Genomic DNA, 16,117 nt, shown 5'->3' with positions numbered 1-16,117 from the left:
CTGTCCTCCTCGTTTCGGCAACCACCAAGCTAATCCTGACTGAAATTTCAGTCAACTGCGCGTGACGGGTGTCATCTCGCACGCCGAACTCGCCCGGGGTGAAAAGATAGCGAGATGGTTGCTTCGGTCCTAGCTATCACCGCAACGATCGTCATCTGGGGCCTGCTGGCCGCCAAGCTCGACACCTGGCGGGTCAGCCCCGCGGTGGTGATCGTGGCCGCCGGTGCGCTGGTCGGCGCGACCACCAGCAACAGCATCGACGCCACCCTGAATACCGAGGTGGCGCTGCACACCGCCGAAATCGTGCTGGCGATCCTGCTTTTCGTCGATGCCACCGAGGTGCGGGGCGGACTTCTCGGCCGCAATCCGAAGCAGGCGCTGCGCGTCCTGCTGATCGCTCTGCCGCTGAGTCTGGCCGCCGCCGTCGGGCTCGGCCTGTGGGTGCTGCCAGGCCACGGCTGGGCGGTATTGCTCGTCATCGCCTGCGTGGTCGTGCCGATCGATTTCGCGCCCGCCACCGCCATCCTGCGCGACCGCCGCCTGCCGACCCGGGTCCGCGACATACTCAATGTGGAGAGTGGCTACAACGACGGCATCATCTCCCCCGTCTTCATTTTCGCCCTGATCCTCGCCGGGGATCTGACCCAGCACCAGACGCCGGGGCAGGCCCTGGCGACCGCGATCCCGGCCGCGCTCAAAGCCTTCGGCGTCGGCGTGCTGGTCGGCGCGGCGCTCGCTTGGCTGCTCGACAACGCCGATCGCACCGGGCTGACCAACGCACAGGCCAAGCGCATGATCCTGGTGGCCGCCCCGCTGCTGACCTACGCGCTCGCGACCAGCGTCGGCGGCAACGGTTTCGTCGCCGCCTTCCTCTGCGGCCTCGCGATCCACCGCCTGCGCCGACCCGGCGAGCACCACCGCGAACTCGAACTCATCGACGACGTCGGCTTCCTGCTCACCATCGTGATGTGGTTCGCCTTCGGCGCCGTCGCCGTCTACATCCTGGGTGAGATCGGCGACTGGCGGCTGTGGCTGTTCTGTGCCGCCGTGCTGACCGTCCTGCGAATCGTGCCGATCGCCCTGTCGCTGATCGGTTCCCGCCTGACCTGGATCGAGACCCTGCTCATCGGCTGCCTCGGCCCTCGGGGCACCACCTCGATCGTGTTCGCCCTGCTCGCCTTCAACAAACTCCAGGACGACGGCGCCGACCTCGCGCTGACCGCCATGGTCCTCACCGTCGCCGGCAGCGTCCTGCTGCACGGCCTCGGCTCCCCCGTTGTCGCGCGCGTATACCAACGTCGAAGGGCCGCCGCCGAATAAAGATCCCGGTGAACGAATCCGTCCGCTTCTTAACGCATCCGCGTTAACTTCGGAACATGGCGGCGAAAGCACAGATCCTGGCCGCGGCGGAACGGCTGTTCGCCGAGTTCGGCATCGACTCGGTGTCGCTGCGGCAGATCGCCGTCGCCGCGGGGCAGCGCAATACCTCGGCGGTCGCCTATCACTACGGCAGCAAGGAAGCGCTGGTCGAGGCGGTCTACGTGTGGCGGATGACCACGGTCAACGCGCAGCGCCTGGCGCGGCTGACCGCGCTCGGCTCGGACCCCGAGGTCACCGACCTGGTGCGTGCCCTGGTCGAGCCCTTGGCCGCGACCCTGCACGAACGCGCGGGCGAACCGAGCTGGTATCTGCGCTTCATCGCCGAAACCCTGTGGCGCCCACAGTTCGACCCCGTCATCAACACCATGCGACGCCCCGAGGCCGAGAGCGTCCGGCTCGTCGTCGCCGCCCTGGCGCGCGCGCTCGACGGCCTGGCCCGGGAGATCTTCGACGAACGCATGCGCCTGGTCGCGATGCTCGTCATCACCGCGCTGGCCGACCGGGAACGCCGCCTGCAGGAACCCGACCCGCCCGGTCATCTCGCCGACCTCGGCCTCGACGTCCTGGTCGACGCCGCGACCGCCATCCTGCACGCCCCCTGGCCACCCCGAATCCCCAGTCCCCCAACGAAACAAGGATCACTATGACCGCCGCCTACGCCGCCCTCGGCGACACGCTGACCGGCCGCGCCCTGTCCGCCGGCCCCCGCACTCTGCACCGGCTACCCGGCGGCGCGGACAGCGCCCCCTACGAGCTCTTCACCCTGACCCCGCAGACGAATCTGATCGGCGCCGAGATCTCGGGTATCGACCTGCGCGAGCCCGTGGGCCCGGAACTGTTCGCCGAACTCGACCGCGCGCTGCTGGAGTGGAAGGTGCTGTTCTTCCGCGACCAGAACCTCAGCGGCACACAGCATCGCGACTTCGCGCGCCTGTGGGGCGAGCTCGAGGTGCATCCCTTCCTGCCGCAGGGCGAGGTGCCCGAGATCGTCCGCTTCGCCAAGGACGCGGAGAACCCGGGCGTCGAGAACGCCTGGCACACCGATGTCACCTGGCGTGAGCGGCCCGCGCTCGGCTCGGTGCTGCGTGCCCTCGAGGTGCCCGCCGCCGGCGGCGACACCCTGTTCGCCGATATGGCGGCTGCCTACGACAACCTGCCCGCCGACCTCCAGGCCCGCATCGAGAACCTGGACGCGGTGCACGACTTCACCCTGCCCTTCGGCCGCTTTCTCAGCGCGGACGAACTCGCCCGCCGCCAAGCCGAATTCCCGCCGGTGGCGCACCCGGTGGTGCGCGCGCACCCGCGCACCGGCCGCAAGACGCTGTTCGTCAACGCCGTCTTCACCACCCATATCGCCGGCCTGGACCCGGACGAGGGCGAGCAGCTGCTGCGGGAACTGTTCCAGCAGGCCCGTATTCCGGAGTACCAGGTCCGATTCCACTGGGCGGCAGGCTCGATCGCGTTCTGGGACAACCGCGCCACCCAGCACTACGCCGTCAACGACTACTTCCCGCAGCGCCGGGTGATGGAGCGCGCCGCCATCCTCGGCGACCGCCCCGTCCGCTGACCGCGTTGCCCGGCATCCGATTTCGGATGCCGGGCAACCCCTCAACCCGCGACGGAAGCCGGCTGGGTAGCGGCGACGTACTCACTGATCCACGGCAGTACCGCCGCGCGCACCGGGACACTCTTGGGGATCAGGCCGTTGGCCGCCAGCAGATCGGCGGCGTGCTGCTGCTCGTCCAGGAAGGCCTCGGAGACCGGGTTCACCCCGAAGGGCCGTCCCCGCAGGGCGGCTTCCCACGCGTCGAGGTCGGCCGTGCCGCCGCGCGCGACGATATCGTCGACGAAGTACTGCGCCGCGGCACGCGGGTTCTCGGTGATCCAGGCGTCGGATTCCTGGAGCGCGGCGATGATCGCCTCCAGGGCCGCGCGATTGTTCTCGGCGAACTCGCGGCGGGTGAACCACAGCGACGGATGGCTGAACACCGATTCGGTGTCGACCAGGGTGCGCAGTTCGGCGGCGGCCTCGATGGCGGCCAGACCCGGGTAGGCGCCCACCCAGGCGTCGAGATCGCCGTTCAGCAGCGCGGTTCCGCCATTCACGTCGGTGTCGACCGGCTCGATGTCGGCCCAGCCCAGACCCGCCTTGTCCAGCGCGAACAGCAGCAGGGTGGTCTGCCAGGAGCCGTGCGCGATGCCGACCCGCTTGCCCTTCAGATCGGCCACCGATTCGATTCCGCTGCCGGCCTCGGCGACCAGGCGGCCGTTCTCGATGCGCGGTCCGGAGATGCCGAGGTAGACCACATCGCGGTCGTTGGCCAGCGCGGTGACGGGCGGGGTGAAGCCGGTGCCGATGACGTCGTAGCCGCCCTCGGTGAACAGCCAATCCGAATGCAGGGACGGCAGCGCGGTTTTCACGTCGACGCGGGGCGACTCGGGCAGCGCGCGCAGGTCCACCCACTCCACGTCCGGGAGGGTGCGTTCCACGATGCCGCGGTGCCGCAGCACGAACAGCGAGTTGTTGTGCGGGAAGTAGCCGATACGAATGGGCATGGAGAGTTCCTTCTAACGTGTGGGTGGGTCAGATCAGGCCGCGGCGCCGGGCCTCGTCGGCGAGGCCGGTCCGGCCCCACTGCACCGCCAGGTTGGACGGGTCGAATTCGGCGGACCCGCCCAGGGTTTCGGCGATGGCCTGGTACTGCGCGCCCTCCTCCAGCAGGACGACGAGCTTGCCCAGTTCCAGCAGCCCGCCGCGACCGAGCACGTTCGCGCCGCCGTTGGCCTCGAAGATGGCGATGAGATCCGGGTCGGCGGCCAGCTGCCGCAGGATGAATTCGCCCGCACCGATGCTGCGATCGATGTGCGGCGGAATCTCCCGGGACAGCGTGAGGCGCTGCACGGCCGCGTAGCGGATGGGGAAGGTGCGGTGGGTCTGCGCCCACCCGCCCAGCCACGGCGAATGCACGTGCACCACGGAGGTGATCTCCGGATGCGCCCGGAACACCTTCGCGTAGCCGGTGACGAAGCCCGCGGATCCGGTGCCGGACAGCACTTCTCCGTCGAAGGTCGCCAGCACCGGGCGCACGGTGCGGTCGTCGGCCCAGGGGCCGGGCTCGTTCAGCGCGATGGCCAGGTCCTCGCCGGGCACGCGCTCGACGAAGTTGACGGTGCCGTTGCCGGTCACGGTGCCGCTCTCACGCAGCACCCGGAACACCTTCTCGGCGTCGCGGGTCGCGGTGGCGAGGAAATCGGTCACGGCCGCCGAGAGCCGGATTTCGGTGGTGGTCATGTCTGCTCCACGGTCGAGTACGGAAGGGGAAGGCCGGCTCAGCGCACGAGGGTCAGCGCGGAGACGGGTTCGGGCGTCGTCAGGCGGGAGCGGCCGAGCAGCGGCAGCACCTCTTCGCCCACGCGGTAGGCCTCCTCCAAATGCGGGTTGCCCGCGAGGATGAAGGCGTCGACGCCCAGTTCGGTCAGCTGGTCCAGCCGTTCGGCGACCTGCTCGTAGCTGCCGACCAGGCCGAAGGCGGGTCCACCGCGGATCAGGCTGAAGCCGCACCACACATTGGGCTGCACCTCCAGATCCCGGTACCCGGTGATGGTTTCGGGCACCCAGCCTTGAATGCGCGCCGCGCCCACCGAATCGCCCTGCGCGGCACGATTGGCGGCGTCGCGGTCGACGAAGGCCCAGCCCTTCTCGATTTCGGCCCAGGCGGCCTCCTCGGTGTGCCGGGCGACGATATCGATGCGGACCGCGAACTTCGGTGTGCGACCGACTTTCTCGGCGTGCGCGCGGACACCGTCGATCTTGGCGCGCAGGTCCGCGAACGGCTCCAGCCAGGACAGGTAGTAGTCGGCGTGGCGGCCGGCGGCCTGCACCGCGGCACCCGAGGAACCGGAGAAGTAGACCTCCGGGAACGGCTGCCCGGCCAGGCCCGGCGGCAGCGCGGCCTGGTCGGTGCGGAAGAAGCGCCCGTCGTGGGTGTACGGCTCGCCGTCCCATACGCCGCGCAGCACATCCAGGAACTCGCTGGTGCGGGCATAGCGATCGTCGTGGGAAACCTTGTCGCCCCACCACAATTGGGCCGGGCCGCCGCCACCGCTGATGATGTTGTAGACCAGGCGGCCGCCGGTGGCGCGTTGCAGACTGGCCGACATCCGGGCGGCCTGCACCGGGTGCAGGAAGCCGGGCTGGAAGGCGACCATGAACCGGTAGGTGGTGGTTTCGCGGGCCAGGGCCGCCGCGACCGCCCACGGGTCCTCGGTGACCGGGAAGGACGGCAGCAGCCCGCCCAGGAATCCGGCCGACTCCGAGGCGCGGGCCACCGCGGCGACGTGGTCGATATAGCCGTAACCGTCGAGTTCGCCGTCCCGGATGGCGGGGGCGATATTGCCCGGCCCGTAGCCCCCGGCATGCCCGCGGTTGTAGCGGCGCGGGGTGCGCAGCGACGCGTGGTCGCCTTCCATGCCGATGCGCCAATAGATGTCGATGGTCATGCGGTGACCTCCTTCAGAACGCGTCCGGCCGGATCGGCGAGATGCAGCAGGTGCTCACCGGCGCGATGCACCTCTTCGATGTGCGGATGACCGGACAGCACGATGCTGTCGATGCCGATCGCCGCGTACACCTGGAGCTGGCGGGCGACCTGCTCATAGCTGCCGACCAGGCCGATGTCCTGCGGGTAGCCGAGTTCGGCGAAGCCGGCCCAGCGGCCGTCGCCCAGGCTCAGCGTGGCCGCGTCGGGACCGTCGGGATGTATTTCGCGCCACTGCCTTTCGACGCGCGCCCAGGCCTCGTCCTCGGTCTCGCGCGCGATCACCGGCAACTCCAGCCCGGCGCGCACCTGACGGCCGTGCGCCTCGGCCCGGCCGCGCAGGTCGGCGAGCGCGGCGGTGCAGCCGTCCCGGGACTCGGTGAACACGTGCAGGTCGCCGTGCTGTGCCGAAAGCTCCAGGGCCGCGGCCGAAGTCCCGGTGAGCTGGACCTCCGGGAACGACAGGCCCGACAGAATGCCGCGGAATCCGCCGTCGATCACGTCGTAGAAGTCGCCCGAGTACTCGAAGCCGGTGCCTTTGAAACCCGCTCCGGCGATGGGAGTCTCGTTCCAGACGCCCTTGGCGACGGTCAGGAACTCCGCGGCCCGCGCGTACCGCGCGTCGCCGCCGACCCGATCGCCGCGGGCCCGCTCGTCGGTGGCGTCGGTGTCCACCGCGAGCCGCCAGCCCAGCCGGCCCGCCGAAAGTCGTTGCAGGGTGGCCGAAACCTTGGCCGCGTACACGGGAGTGCCGAAGGCCGGGTGGAATTCGACGACCACCCGCGCGTACCGGGTGGCCCGCAGCGCGCCGCCGGCCACGATCCAGGACTCCTCGCCCAGCGGATCGTAGGGCACGAGAAGGCCGTCCAAGCCGGTCAATTCGACCGCGTCGATGATCTGATGCAGGTCGTCGAAGGGCCCGAAGCGCTCCGGTCGCAGATCGGTGGCCGGGGTCACCGGCGCGGGTCCACCGAAGCCGCCGCGCAACCGCAGGTCCGGGTTCGCCCGGCGGCCGTCGCCATGACTCGGCAGCCGCCACAGGTATTCGGTCATGCGGCCACCGTCCCGGCCGCTACGAGGGCGCGGGCCTGCGCCAGCGGTTCGGGCGCGACCCAGGATTCGAGATCGAAATCGGCGGCCAGGAAACCGTGGGTGTAGAGGAACTGCTTCTGCACACCGAGCAGGTCGATCCGCTCCTCCGACAGCGACGGGTGCAGGCCACGATGGAACTCCGCGCCGTAGGCGGCCACGACTCCTTCGGGGCCGGAGAGGGTTTCGCGCTGCAACACCGTGCGGACGCCGTCCAGATCACCGGCCGCCCAGTCCGCGGCGCGCAGGCTCTGCGCCAGGAATCCGACCACCACTTCGGGCCGGGTGTCGAGCAGTTCCTGATGCACGGTGATCGGCCGCGGGGTGCCGTTGTTCACCCGCAGACGCTTGCTGTCGCCGGCGTCCAGATCGACCGCGACGCGCAGCCCGTGCTCGCGCGCCACCTCCTGCGCCCGCGCGCCCTTCACGTAGATGGCATCCACCGTGCCGTCGAGCAGTTCCTCGACGCCCCAGGTGACGCTGCGCCGGCGTTCCTGAATCTCGGTGCGCACCTGCGGATCCCGCTCCACGCCGACCTCGACCACGCGCACGTCGGCGAGGGTCAGCCCACCCGGCCGCAGCGCGTTCGCGAACCCGTGCAGCGCCATGGCGCGCGGGAAACTGCGCGCCTGATCCTGCGCCCAGGCCGGAACGCCGATCCGCAGGCCCGCCAGATCCGCGGCCGAGGCCACCTGCGACTGCGGGCCGACCAGGATCGCCTGCGCCTCGTCGATCCAGGTCAGGCCGATCAGCCGGGTCGGCGAACCCTGCGCGCGCGCCGCCAGCGCGGGCACATTGCCGCCCTCGCGGACCAGCCCGGACAGCTGGTGCGAGAAGTGGAAGCCCGCCAGTTCCGGCCCGGCGTCCTGCAGCACCCCGAACTTCAGGCCGCTGCCGGCGGCGGTCTCGTCCAGCCAGCCGAGGCTGTGCGCCAGGCCGCTGGCGGTGGGGACGGGGCAGCGCGTGTACCAGAGGGTGTCGGTCATGAAGTGCTCCTGAGGTTTTCGGTGGTGCGGCCGACGCCCAGCTGGGCGAGGAAGGCCGCCTGATAGCGCAGCGCCGCCGGATCGGTGCGATCGCGCGGGTGCGGAAGGTCGATCTCGGTGTCGATGGCGAAGCGCCCGCGGTCCAGGACCAGCACGCGGTCGGCCAGCCGGACCGCCTCGTCCACGTCGTGGGTCACCATGAGCACCGCGGGCCGGTGCCGCGCCACCAGATCGGCGACCAGGTCCTGCATCTGCAACCGGGTCAGCGCGTCCAGCGCGGCGAATGGCTCGTCGAGCAGCAGTAATTCGGGTTCCCGGACGAGCGCGCGGGCCAGGGCGGCGCGCTGGGCTTCACCGCCGGACAGGGTGGCCGGCCACTGCCGGGCCTTCCCGTCCAGGTGCACCTCGGCCAGCGCGCGCACGCCGGCCGCCCGCGTCTCGCGGGAACGGCGCTGGCCGACAATGACATTGGCCAGGACCCGCTTGGACGGGATCAGCCGGGGTTCCTGGTAGACGGTGGTGCGGGCCGCCGGCACCAGCACCTGCCCGGCGTCGGGCAGCTCCAGGCCGGTGAGCAGGCGCAGCAGCGTCGTCTTGCCGGTGCCGCTGGGCCCGAGCAGCACCACGAACTCACCGCGCCGGATGGTCAGGTCGATGCCATCCAGCACGACCTTGTCCCCGAAGGCTTTTCGCAGCCCGCCGATCGAGACGGCGACCGGGCTCTCGACGGTGGTCATCGGATGGCCACCTGCCGCCGCCACGGCATGGCGTACTTCTCCGCGATCCGCACCAGCCCGTCGAAGATCAGGCCGAGCAGCGCGTAGAGCACCACGCACAGCACCATGTAGTCGGTGCGGTTGTATTCCTGGGCCAGGGTCACCAGGTAGCCGACGCCCTCGGTGGTGCCCACCTGCTCGGCGGCGATCAGGCCGGTGATGCTGATCGACAGGCACACCCGCAGGGCCATCAGCACGCCGGGCAGCGCGGACGGCAGGATCACCTCGAGCACCAGGCGCACCCCGGTCAGCCCGAACCCGCGGGCGGCCTCGACCACCTTGCGGTCGACGTTGCGCACACCCAGGTAGGTGTAGGCGTACATCGGCGCGATCGTGGCCACCGCGATCAGCAGTACCTTGTACAGCTCGTCGATACCGAACCACGCGATGAACAGCGGCACCAGCGCCAGGAACGGCACCGCCCGCACGATCTGCATGGTCGAATCCACGAGTTCCTCACCGAGGCTGGACAATCCGGCCACCAGCCCGAGCAGCAGCCCGAGGCCGACGCCAAGCGCCACCCCGAGGGCGGCGCGGGTGAAGGAGGCCAGCGCGAAATCCACCAGCTGCCCGGTACCGAGCAGTTCGGTGAACGCCGTCCACACCTTGCCCGGCCCGGCCAGCACCTGAGGTTCCAGTGCCCCCGTCGCCGAGCCGATCCACCAGGCCGCGATGATCAGCGTCGGCAGCAGGAAGCGCAGCGGCACCGAAAGCCAGGCGGGCCTGGACTTCTCGACCCGGGCGCGGGGTGCGGCCAGCGCGGTGTCCGGCAGCGGCGCGGCGACGAGGACAGCCATGTCAGCGCTCCTTCAGCGCGGTCAGCTGGTCCGGGCTCAGCTTGGACTTCAGGTCGTAGAAGATGTCCGCGGCGGTGATCTTGCGGGCGATGACGCCGTTGTCGGCGAACAGGTTCACCACATCGGAGAGATCGGTGGCGTCCGAATCCTTGGGCAGGCGCGGCTGGGTCGCCTCCGCGCCGACCCGCACGGCGTCGGCCAGACGCTGACCGCTCAGGGCGCGCGGACCGGTCTGCTCGAAGACGTTCTCGAAGCCGGCCGGGTTCGCCCGCTGCTGCGCGGTCAGGCCCTGCAGCACCTCGAGGTACTTGGCCGCGACATCCGGTCGCTTGTCGAGGATCTCGGTGCGGAACACCACCACCGAGTTGTCCTTGGAACCGAGGCTCTGCTCGGTGGCGAGCTCGATGCCACCGTTGGCCTTGGCCTCCTGGTACGGCACCAGGAACGAGGCCCAGGCGTCGACCTTGCCGGTGGCGAAGGCCGAGGCGGCCTCCTTCTGCTGCAACGGGACCCGGGTCACCTTGTCCGCCGGGACTCCCGCCTGGGCGAGCGCCTTGAGCAGGATGTACTCGCCCTTGCCCGCCGGATTCACCGCGACCCGCTTGCCCACCAGGTCCGCGACCGTGCGCACGCCGGAGTTCGGGTGGGCGATGAGGCCGCTCTGATCCTTGCCGGCCGGATCCTGGACGGCCACGATGCGCACGCCCACGTCCTTGGACAGCGCGCCCACCACGGGGCTGAAGGCCGCGCCCGAGACGTCGAGTTCCTCGGTGTTGAACAGCTTCAGCATCGAGCTGAAGCCCGGTGTGGTGGTCACCCATTCGATGCGCGCGCCCAGCGGGGCGAGTGCCTTGTCGAAGGTGCCGTCGCGCTTGCCGACGGCGATCGGGCCGGAGTTGCCCGGGTCGACCACCTTGAGCACCAGCTCGGAATTCGCCGCGTCGGTGGCGGATCCGGACCCACACGCCGCGACGACAGCGACGATGGGGGCTAGCGCGAGCGCGAGACGCCAACGGTGTGGCCGGCGCGTGCGGAACATGGGGGCACCTCTTCCGAGTCGAGAATCGAACGCGATGGCGGTCGATGACTTGGGACAGTAGGGATTCGCCGGTGCCGCGGCGAGGTAATGCTTTCCAAGGATCGGAAGGCTTGACAGCAATGGCTTCCAACCGCTACGTACCTTTCCGGATAGTGGAAAGATCGGCGGTGCACGGCGAATCGGCTGTGTTACCGTCGCTGCCGTGGAAGCCTCCGGTGTGCAGACCGTCGCCCGTGCCCTGTCGGTCCTGGAATGCTTCCGGGCCGGCGACGAGCGCGGCGTCTCGGAGATCGCCCGCCAGCAGGGCCTGGCCGTGAGCACCACGCACCGCCTGCTCAACGCGCTCGTGACCGCCGGCTTCCTGGAGAAGAACGAGGAATCCAGCCGCTACCGCATGGGCGGCGCGCTGGTCGAATACGGGCAGATCGCCTATCGCCAGCACCGGATCTACCTGGCCGAACCCTGCCTGGAACAGCTCGCCAACACCACCGGCGCGAACGCCTCGATCGCCGTGCGGCACAGCATCCACGCCGTTCTGCTCGGCACCAGCCGCTGGCGCGAATCCGACGGCCATCGGCTCCAGGGTGTCCGGCTTCCGTTGCACGCCAGCGCACTCGGCAAAGCCCTGCTCGCCTTCTCCGAGGCCACCCCCGAGGAGTTGGACGCGCTCCCCTACGACGAGGGCACCGACCGCTCGGTGTCCGGTCCCGAGGAACTGCGCCGCGAACTCGCCGTCACCCGCGAACGCGGCTACGCCTACAACGACGAGGAACTCGACCCCGGCTTCCGCACCATCGGCGTCCCCATCCTCGACCCCGCCGGCCGGTGCCGTTTCGCCCTCGGCCTGCGCGGACCCACCACCCTGATGATCCCCGAGCGCGTCCCCTTCCTGGTCGAGCTCGCCCGGGTGAGCGCCACCGAGATCGCCGCCCGCTTCGCGGCGGAGGCCGACCAGTAGCGGCGCTCGAGACTTGTAGACCTACATCGTTGACACGGCTCCGCCGGGAGCGTGTACTGGAGTTCCAGCGCGATACCGCGCAGGAAACCAGGTAGGGACCGCTATGGCTGGGGCCGCCCGGAACAGCCCGCTCACCCGCGCCGCGATTCTGGCGGCCGCACTCGAGATCATCGACCGCGACAGCGTCGACCAGCTCTCGATGCGACGGCTCGGCCAAGCGCTCGGGCGCGACCCGATGGTGCTGTATCGGCATGCCGCGAACAAGGCGGCCGTGCTCGACGGCGTCGCGGAGGTGGTGCTGGAACAGCTGACGGTGGACACCACCGACCCCGATTGGCGCCACCAGTTGCGGCTCATCGCGCGCGACTTCCGGCGGCTGGCCGTGGATCACCCGAATGTGGTGCCGCTGTTGGTGACTCACCCACTGGCTACCCCGCTGGGGCTGCGGCCGCTGGGGACACTGCGGCCGCTGGAGCACATCCTGACCCTGCTCACCCGCGCCGATTTCAGCGATACCGACGCCCTGCACATCTATCGCGCGCTGTTCGGGTTTCTCTACGGCCACGTCCTCACCGAGCTCCAGGAAATCGTGGAACGTCCCGAGGAGTCGACCGATCTACTGCGCCTGGGCCTGTACCGCTTGCCGATCGGCGAATTCCCGCTGCTGCGCGGTCTCGCCGCCGATCTGGCGGCCTACGACGGTGTCGCCGAACTCGAACGCGGACTCGACACCCTGCTCACCGGTCTGGCCACGACCATGCCATCGAGCGACAGCGCGGGGCGCACGGAAGAAGTTGCGGCAGAGTCGATTGGGGAATCCGAAGGTGGATTCGAGCCCCGTTGAGCGCGACTACCGGCCGCGATGCGGCAAGGTGGCGGCCAACCCGGCCAGCAGAATGTCCAGGCCGCGTTCGAGTTCGGCGGCGCCGTCGTAGGAGGCCAGGTCCGAGGCCAGACCGCGCAGCAGCGGGAAGTCCGCGAGCGGCAAGCGGTGCAGGCCGAGCCGCAGCACGTCGTCGGTTTCCTCCGGCCGCTCCACGACCTCCTGGAGTTCGTTCAGAACATGGCCGTAGAGGAATCCGAACAGCGCGCGATAGACGTGCAGCGCGTCCGGCCCGGCGAACCCGGCTCCGATCAGCAACGCCAGCACATCTTCCAGGGGCCGCAGCACCGCTACCGGGCGCTGCCCCAGCGGCGTCGACAGCGGCCGGGTCACCAACAGCGGCACCACCTTCGGATGCCGCAGCGCCATCAGCCGGAATTCCCGGGCGACCGTGCGCAATTGGGCGATCCAGTCCGGGTCGGTGGCGTCCACCCGCAGCTGGGCGAACACCACCTCGGCGATCCCGTCGAGAACCGCGGCCTTGTTCGGCACGTGCCGATAGACCACCATCGGATCGCGCCGCACCGCCTCGGCCAGCCGCCGCATCGACAGCCCGTCGACGCCGTCCCGGTCGACGATCGCCAGCGCGGCCGCGAGCACCGTGTCGCGAGTGACCGGGCCGGACTTGGCATTCGCACGGGCTCTCGGGGTTTCAGCCATCACGGTGGCGAGTGTAGGGCTACGACGTTGACCCGGCGCTGCCGCAACGCGTTCCGCAGCGGCGCGGCCGCGATCGCGGCGCCGACCACGGCCATCCAGGCCGGCAGCGGGTAGAAGGCGAGTCGCTCGGTGATACCGATCTGTATCCCACCGACGGCCAGCAGCACGGTGCCGGTGATTCCGGTCGCCGCGCACAACGCCGACCACACCGCGACGAGCCGGCGTTGCCGCCACAGCCAGACCGTGAGCAGGATCAGCACGATATGCCGGGAGACGAAGGCCGGCAGCACCGCCAGGAAGTGCACGACGATCCCGTCGTTGGAGGGGAAGACGCCGGTCGCGGCGGTGCTCAGGCCGATGACGACCGCGAGGGCGACGATCGTCCACTGCCGGGGCCCGTGCGGCAGGTAGTCGCGAAAACCGATGGCCCCCACGATGGTTACCAGCCCGAGCGCCACAAAGGTGGCGTTCATGACCAGGTGCAGGGGCGAGCACTCGTGCGGGCCGCAGACCGTGACCCCGAGATCGCTGATGGTGTCGCGCCGGAAGCTGTAGCCGGTCGTCCATGCCGTGGCGGTGACGAGTTCGGCGAGGAGATAGGCGAAGGTGAGGGCCCATACCAGCCCCGCCAGGGTGTGCCGGACGGGGCCGCCCGGACTACGGGGGCTGAACACGGGAAAGCCCCCTTGCCGCAATGGATCCCAGCTATGTTCATAGTGTAGACCTACACCGTTGACATCACTGTGCGACCGGTGTCTACTGAGGGAATCCCCGGCCGCGCGCTGTGACCGCCGGCCGAAATCGCCGTCGATCTTCGCCGAATCCGAGGCACCCCGATGAGCATTCAGTCGACATCAAGCCTTTCCCGGCCGGGCCGGGACCGCTACACCGACGTCGAGTCGTTGTTCGCCGAACTCACCGGGTTGCGCCGCGACGATCCGCGCCGAATTGTGCTGCGGGAGGAACTGATCACGTGCTACCTGCCACTGGCCGAGCACATCGCCCGCAAGTTCACCGGCCACACGGCGCCCGCGCAGGCCGTGCTGTACACCGCCCGCTCGGGGCTGGTGCAGGCCCTCGATCGCTACGACCCCCGCCGCGGCGCCCCGTTCCTGCGCTGCGCGATACCCACGATCACCGATGTGGTTCGCCGCTCGTTCCGCGAGCTGCACTGGGCGGTGCGGCCGCCGCGGCGGCTGGACCGCGTCCAGCAGTCGATCGGCCCGGCCGTCGCCGTGCTGTATCGGCGCCTGGGCCGCATGCCCACCGCCGCGCAGATCGCGGGCGAACTCGGTGCCGATCCGGCCGATGTCGTGCTGGCGCTGGTCGCCCGCAACGCCTATCGCACCAGTCCACGAGCCGGCACCGGCTCGGGCAAGAAGGAGATACGACGATGAGAACCTATGCGAACGACAATCGGCGGATGCGCCGGGGCGGCCGCTCCCGGCTCGGCGGCGTGATCGCGGTCCTGGTCCTGGCCTGGCTGCTCATCGGCCTGGTCGCCGCCGCGCAACGCGACTATTTCGACAGCGCCCCGGCCAATTGCGCGAGCACCGGCACCATCGCCGTCACCATCGTCGCCGGCCCGCTGAACTACCTCGGGATGAATCCGAAGGTCGACGACTGCCAGGTCGATCTGCCCCAGCCCAGCCCCTAACCGGCGCGGCGTCCGCTAATATAAGTAGCAACTTATATTAGGAGGCCGTCATGTCCTTGCTTTCCGATCCCACCGCCCTCGCCGGACTCGTCACCCGCGAGGTGCGGACCGGCGCCCGCGCCGGCACGCCCACCCGCATCGCCGTGGCCCGCCGCGTCTACCCCACCGACCAGGCCGACCTGTGGGACGCGCTGACCGATATCGAGCGCATCCCCCGCTGGTTCCTGCCCGTCACCGGCTCCCTCGAGGTCGGCGGCCACTACCAGCTCGAAGGCAACGCCAACGGCGTCGTCGAAACCTGTGACGCGCCAAAACATTTCGCCGTCACCTGGGAAATGGGCCCGCAGGTGTCCTGGCTGTCGATCACCCTGACCCCCACCGCCGACGGCACTGAACTCGAACTCATCCACGAGGCCCCGGTGGACCCCGATTTCTGGACGCAGTACGGCCCCGGCGCAGTCGGCCTTGGCTGGGACCTCTCCTTCCTCGGCCTGGGCATGCACCTGTCGACCGACGAACCTCTCGACCCCACCCTGACCCTCACCTTGCACACCACCCCCGAGGGCCGCGAATTCCTCCGCACCGCCGCCACCGGCTGGGGCGAAGCCGCCATCACCGACGGCGACGACCCTACCGCCGCCCGCACCGCCGCCGACCAAACCTTCACCTTCTACACCACCGAGCCCGAAGACACCCCCGAACCCTGATGCCCACCCCCGCCACCATTTTCGAAGCCCTCGGCGACCCCATCCGCCGCCACATCCTCGAACTAGTCGCCACCGGCGAACACCCCGCCGGCGCCATCGTCTCCGCCCTCCGCACCCACACGCCCATCTCCCAACCCGCGGTCTCCCAGCACCTCAAAGTCCTGCGAGAAGCAAACCTCCTCCAGGTCCGCCCAGAAGGCACCCGCCGCCTCTACACCCTCGACCCCACCGGCCTAGCCCTCGCCCAATCCTGGCTGACCACCCTCACCGACCCCTTACACCATTTGGCCAACCCCCTCGACGCCCTCGCCACCGAGATAGCCCGAGGAAAACGCACCCGCCCCAAAAACCCGACCACCCCCTACAACGAAGCCGAACTCGCCTAACCAAACCGCTTTTCATCAAGCAACCCGCCACAAATCACGCAGACCCCCACTGCCCAGGCCAATTCCATTCCCTCGAAAAACGACCCCACGATCCGCAGACCCCAACAACAACAGCCGAAGTGACTCGGTTCAAAAGAGGGGGGTCCGGGGGGCGAAGCCCCGCCGGGCGGACTTCCTGGCCGCCCGCGTTGCCGGGCAGGGCGTGACCGTCGACTACGACAGCCTCGAGCGCGCGCCGATCGTGCTGCTCGCCGGTTTCGA

19 protein-coding genes are annotated in these 16,117 nt (G+C 69.7%); 9 read left to right on the top strand and 10 right to left on the bottom strand.

What is annotated here, in order from left to right:
- Positions 1-114: 114 nt before the first annotated feature.
- Genes AB0H76_RS00095 through AB0H76_RS00085 form a run of 3 tightly spaced genes read left to right on the top strand, consistent with a single transcriptional unit; the run spans position 115 to position 2,947 of the window.
- On the top strand, positions 115-1,320 hold the full coding sequence (locus AB0H76_RS00095; RefSeq protein WP_357315109.1) for a cation:proton antiporter: 1,206 nt from the start codon (positions 115-117) through the stop codon (positions 1,318-1,320).
- A gap of 56 nt (positions 1,321-1,376) precedes the next feature.
- A complete protein-coding gene (locus AB0H76_RS00090; RefSeq protein WP_357315106.1) occupies positions 1,377-2,027 on the top strand; it encodes a TetR family transcriptional regulator in 651 nt (216 codons plus the stop codon).
- Positions 2,024-2,947: a TauD/TfdA family dioxygenase gene (locus AB0H76_RS00085; RefSeq protein WP_357315103.1), complete on the top strand. Its 924-nt coding sequence runs from the start codon at positions 2,024-2,026 to the stop codon at positions 2,945-2,947. The genes AB0H76_RS00090 and AB0H76_RS00085 overlap by 4 nt, the downstream gene beginning before the upstream one ends.
- A gap of 41 nt (positions 2,948-2,988) precedes the next feature.
- Here AB0H76_RS00085 and AB0H76_RS00080 read toward each other — a convergent pair whose 3' ends face one another.
- From AB0H76_RS00080 to AB0H76_RS00045, 8 genes are read right to left on the bottom strand one after another with little or no spacing between them, the layout of a single operon-like run.
- Positions 2,989-3,936 (bottom strand): ABC transporter substrate-binding protein, encoded by a 948-nt coding sequence (locus tag AB0H76_RS00080; protein ID WP_357315101.1) that lies wholly within the window; start codon positions 3,934-3,936, stop codon positions 2,989-2,991.
- Positions 3,937-3,964: 28 nt separating this feature from the next.
- Complete coding sequence (locus AB0H76_RS00075; protein ID WP_357315098.1) at positions 3,965-4,672, bottom strand: class II aldolase/adducin family protein; 708 nt, start codon at positions 4,670-4,672, stop codon at positions 3,965-3,967.
- A gap of 38 nt (positions 4,673-4,710) precedes the next feature.
- Entirely contained in the window at positions 4,711-5,880 is a 1,170-nt protein-coding gene (locus AB0H76_RS00070; protein ID WP_357315095.1) for an LLM class flavin-dependent oxidoreductase, read from the bottom strand.
- Complete coding sequence (locus AB0H76_RS00065) at positions 5,877-6,971, bottom strand: LLM class flavin-dependent oxidoreductase (protein ID WP_357315092.1); 1,095 nt, start codon at positions 6,969-6,971, stop codon at positions 5,877-5,879. Before AB0H76_RS00065 ends, AB0H76_RS00070 begins: the two co-directional genes overlap by 4 nt.
- A complete protein-coding gene (locus AB0H76_RS00060) occupies positions 6,968-7,993 on the bottom strand; it encodes an ABC transporter substrate-binding protein (protein WP_357315089.1) in 1,026 nt (341 codons plus the stop codon). The genes AB0H76_RS00065 and AB0H76_RS00060 overlap by 4 nt, the downstream gene beginning before the upstream one ends.
- Positions 7,990-8,730 (bottom strand): ATP-binding cassette domain-containing protein, encoded by a 741-nt coding sequence (locus AB0H76_RS00055; RefSeq protein WP_357315087.1) that lies wholly within the window; start codon positions 8,728-8,730, stop codon positions 7,990-7,992. Before AB0H76_RS00055 ends, AB0H76_RS00060 begins: the two co-directional genes overlap by 4 nt.
- Positions 8,727-9,566 (bottom strand): ABC transporter permease, encoded by an 840-nt coding sequence (locus AB0H76_RS00050; RefSeq protein ID WP_357315084.1) that lies wholly within the window; start codon positions 9,564-9,566, stop codon positions 8,727-8,729. The genes AB0H76_RS00055 and AB0H76_RS00050 overlap by 4 nt, the downstream gene beginning before the upstream one ends.
- Position 9,567: 1 nt before the next feature.
- Positions 9,568-10,605, bottom strand: coding sequence for an NrtA/SsuA/CpmA family ABC transporter substrate-binding protein (locus AB0H76_RS00045; RefSeq protein ID WP_357315082.1), 1,038 nt, complete (start codon positions 10,603-10,605; stop codon positions 9,568-9,570).
- 202 nt (positions 10,606-10,807) lie between these two features.
- Between AB0H76_RS00045 and AB0H76_RS00040 the strand changes: the two genes are divergently transcribed.
- Both AB0H76_RS00040 and AB0H76_RS00035 read left to right on the top strand, forming a co-directional pair.
- Positions 10,808-11,563, top strand: a complete 756-nt coding sequence (locus AB0H76_RS00040) for an IclR family transcriptional regulator (RefSeq protein WP_357315079.1) — start codon at positions 10,808-10,810, stop codon at positions 11,561-11,563.
- A 103-nt stretch (positions 11,564-11,666) separates the two neighbouring features.
- Positions 11,667-12,407 carry a TetR/AcrR family transcriptional regulator C-terminal domain-containing protein gene (locus AB0H76_RS00035; RefSeq protein ID WP_357315077.1) on the top strand — a complete coding sequence of 247 codons (741 nt, stop codon included), beginning with the start codon at positions 11,667-11,669 and terminating at the stop codon, positions 12,405-12,407.
- Between the two features lie 6 nt (positions 12,408-12,413).
- On the opposite strand, the gene AB0H76_RS00030 is transcribed toward AB0H76_RS00035, so the two are convergent.
- Together AB0H76_RS00030 and AB0H76_RS00025 are read right to left on the bottom strand one after the other, a co-directional pair.
- On the bottom strand, positions 12,414-13,106 hold the full coding sequence (locus tag AB0H76_RS00030; RefSeq protein WP_357320226.1) for a TetR/AcrR family transcriptional regulator C-terminal domain-containing protein: 693 nt from the start codon (positions 13,104-13,106) through the stop codon (positions 12,414-12,416).
- On the bottom strand, positions 13,106-13,780 hold the full coding sequence (locus AB0H76_RS00025; RefSeq protein WP_357315074.1) for a DUF998 domain-containing protein: 675 nt from the start codon (positions 13,778-13,780) through the stop codon (positions 13,106-13,108). Before AB0H76_RS00025 ends, AB0H76_RS00030 begins: the two co-directional genes overlap by 1 nt.
- 162 nt (positions 13,781-13,942) lie before the next feature.
- Here AB0H76_RS00025 and AB0H76_RS00020 point away from each other — a divergent pair, with 162 nt between their 5' ends.
- The 4 genes from AB0H76_RS00020 to AB0H76_RS00005 are packed head-to-tail and all read left to right on the top strand — an operon-like array spanning position 13,943 to position 15,856.
- Positions 13,943-14,503 (top strand): sigma factor, encoded by a 561-nt coding sequence (locus tag AB0H76_RS00020; RefSeq protein WP_357315071.1) that lies wholly within the window; start codon positions 13,943-13,945, stop codon positions 14,501-14,503.
- Between the two features lie 26 nt (positions 14,504-14,529).
- On the top strand, positions 14,530-14,763 hold the full coding sequence (locus AB0H76_RS00015; RefSeq protein ID WP_357320223.1) for a hypothetical protein: 234 nt from the start codon (positions 14,530-14,532) through the stop codon (positions 14,761-14,763).
- A 50-nt stretch (positions 14,764-14,813) separates the two neighbouring features.
- The gene (locus AB0H76_RS00010) at positions 14,814-15,470 is read left to right on the top strand and encodes an SRPBCC family protein (protein ID WP_357315068.1); all 657 of its coding nucleotides are present in this window, start codon (positions 14,814-14,816) and stop codon (positions 15,468-15,470) included.
- Positions 15,470-15,856, top strand: coding sequence for a metalloregulator ArsR/SmtB family transcription factor (locus tag AB0H76_RS00005; protein WP_357315065.1), 387 nt, complete (start codon positions 15,470-15,472; stop codon positions 15,854-15,856). Before AB0H76_RS00010 ends, AB0H76_RS00005 begins: the two co-directional genes overlap by 1 nt.
- Positions 15,857-16,117 lie beyond the last annotated feature (261 nt).

Origin of the sequence: Nocardia sp. NPDC050712, from assembly GCF_040654295.1 — a bacterium.
GTDB lineage: Bacteria > Actinomycetota > Actinomycetes > Mycobacteriales > Mycobacteriaceae > Nocardia.
Note: the sequence above shows the minus strand (reverse complement) of the source record. Positions and strands in the feature narration are given on the sequence as shown.

Bases quoted from the DNA above. Each gene is read 5' to 3' on its own strand.
- AB0H76_RS00095 (WP_357315109.1), top strand. From the start codon at position 115: ATGGTTGCTTCGGTCCTAGCTATCACCGCAACGATCGTCATCTGGGGC.
- AB0H76_RS00090 (WP_357315106.1), top strand. From the start codon at position 1,377: ATGGCGGCGAAAGCACAGATCCTGGCCGCGGCGGAACGGCTGTTCGCC.
- AB0H76_RS00085 (WP_357315103.1), top strand. From the start codon at position 2,024: ATGACCGCCGCCTACGCCGCCCTCGGCGACACGCTGACCGGCCGCGCC.
- AB0H76_RS00080 (WP_357315101.1), bottom strand. From the start codon at position 3,936: ATGCCCATTCGTATCGGCTACTTCCCGCACAACAACTCGCTGTTCGTG.
- AB0H76_RS00075 (WP_357315098.1), bottom strand. From the start codon at position 4,672: ATGACCACCACCGAAATCCGGCTCTCGGCGGCCGTGACCGATTTCCTC.
- AB0H76_RS00070 (WP_357315095.1), bottom strand. From the start codon at position 5,880: ATGACCATCGACATCTATTGGCGCATCGGCATGGAAGGCGACCACGCG.
- AB0H76_RS00065 (WP_357315092.1), bottom strand. From the start codon at position 6,971: ATGACCGAATACCTGTGGCGGCTGCCGAGTCATGGCGACGGCCGCCGG.
- AB0H76_RS00060 (WP_357315089.1), bottom strand. From the start codon at position 7,993: ATGACCGACACCCTCTGGTACACGCGCTGCCCCGTCCCCACCGCCAGC.
- AB0H76_RS00055 (WP_357315087.1), bottom strand. From the start codon at position 8,730: ATGACCACCGTCGAGAGCCCGGTCGCCGTCTCGATCGGCGGGCTGCGA.
- AB0H76_RS00050 (WP_357315084.1), bottom strand. From the start codon at position 9,566: ATGGCTGTCCTCGTCGCCGCGCCGCTGCCGGACACCGCGCTGGCCGCA.
- AB0H76_RS00045 (WP_357315082.1), bottom strand. From the start codon at position 10,605: ATGTTCCGCACGCGCCGGCCACACCGTTGGCGTCTCGCGCTCGCGCTA.
- AB0H76_RS00035 (WP_357315077.1), top strand. From the start codon at position 11,667: ATGGCTGGGGCCGCCCGGAACAGCCCGCTCACCCGCGCCGCGATTCTG.
- AB0H76_RS00030 (WP_357320226.1), bottom strand. From the start codon at position 13,106: ATGGCTGAAACCCCGAGAGCCCGTGCGAATGCCAAGTCCGGCCCGGTC.
- AB0H76_RS00020 (WP_357315071.1), top strand. From the start codon at position 13,943: ATGAGCATTCAGTCGACATCAAGCCTTTCCCGGCCGGGCCGGGACCGC.
- AB0H76_RS00015 (WP_357320223.1), top strand. From the start codon at position 14,530: ATGCGCCGGGGCGGCCGCTCCCGGCTCGGCGGCGTGATCGCGGTCCTG.
- AB0H76_RS00010 (WP_357315068.1), top strand. From the start codon at position 14,814: ATGTCCTTGCTTTCCGATCCCACCGCCCTCGCCGGACTCGTCACCCGC.
- AB0H76_RS00005 (WP_357315065.1), top strand. From the start codon at position 15,470: ATGCCCACCCCCGCCACCATTTTCGAAGCCCTCGGCGACCCCATCCGC.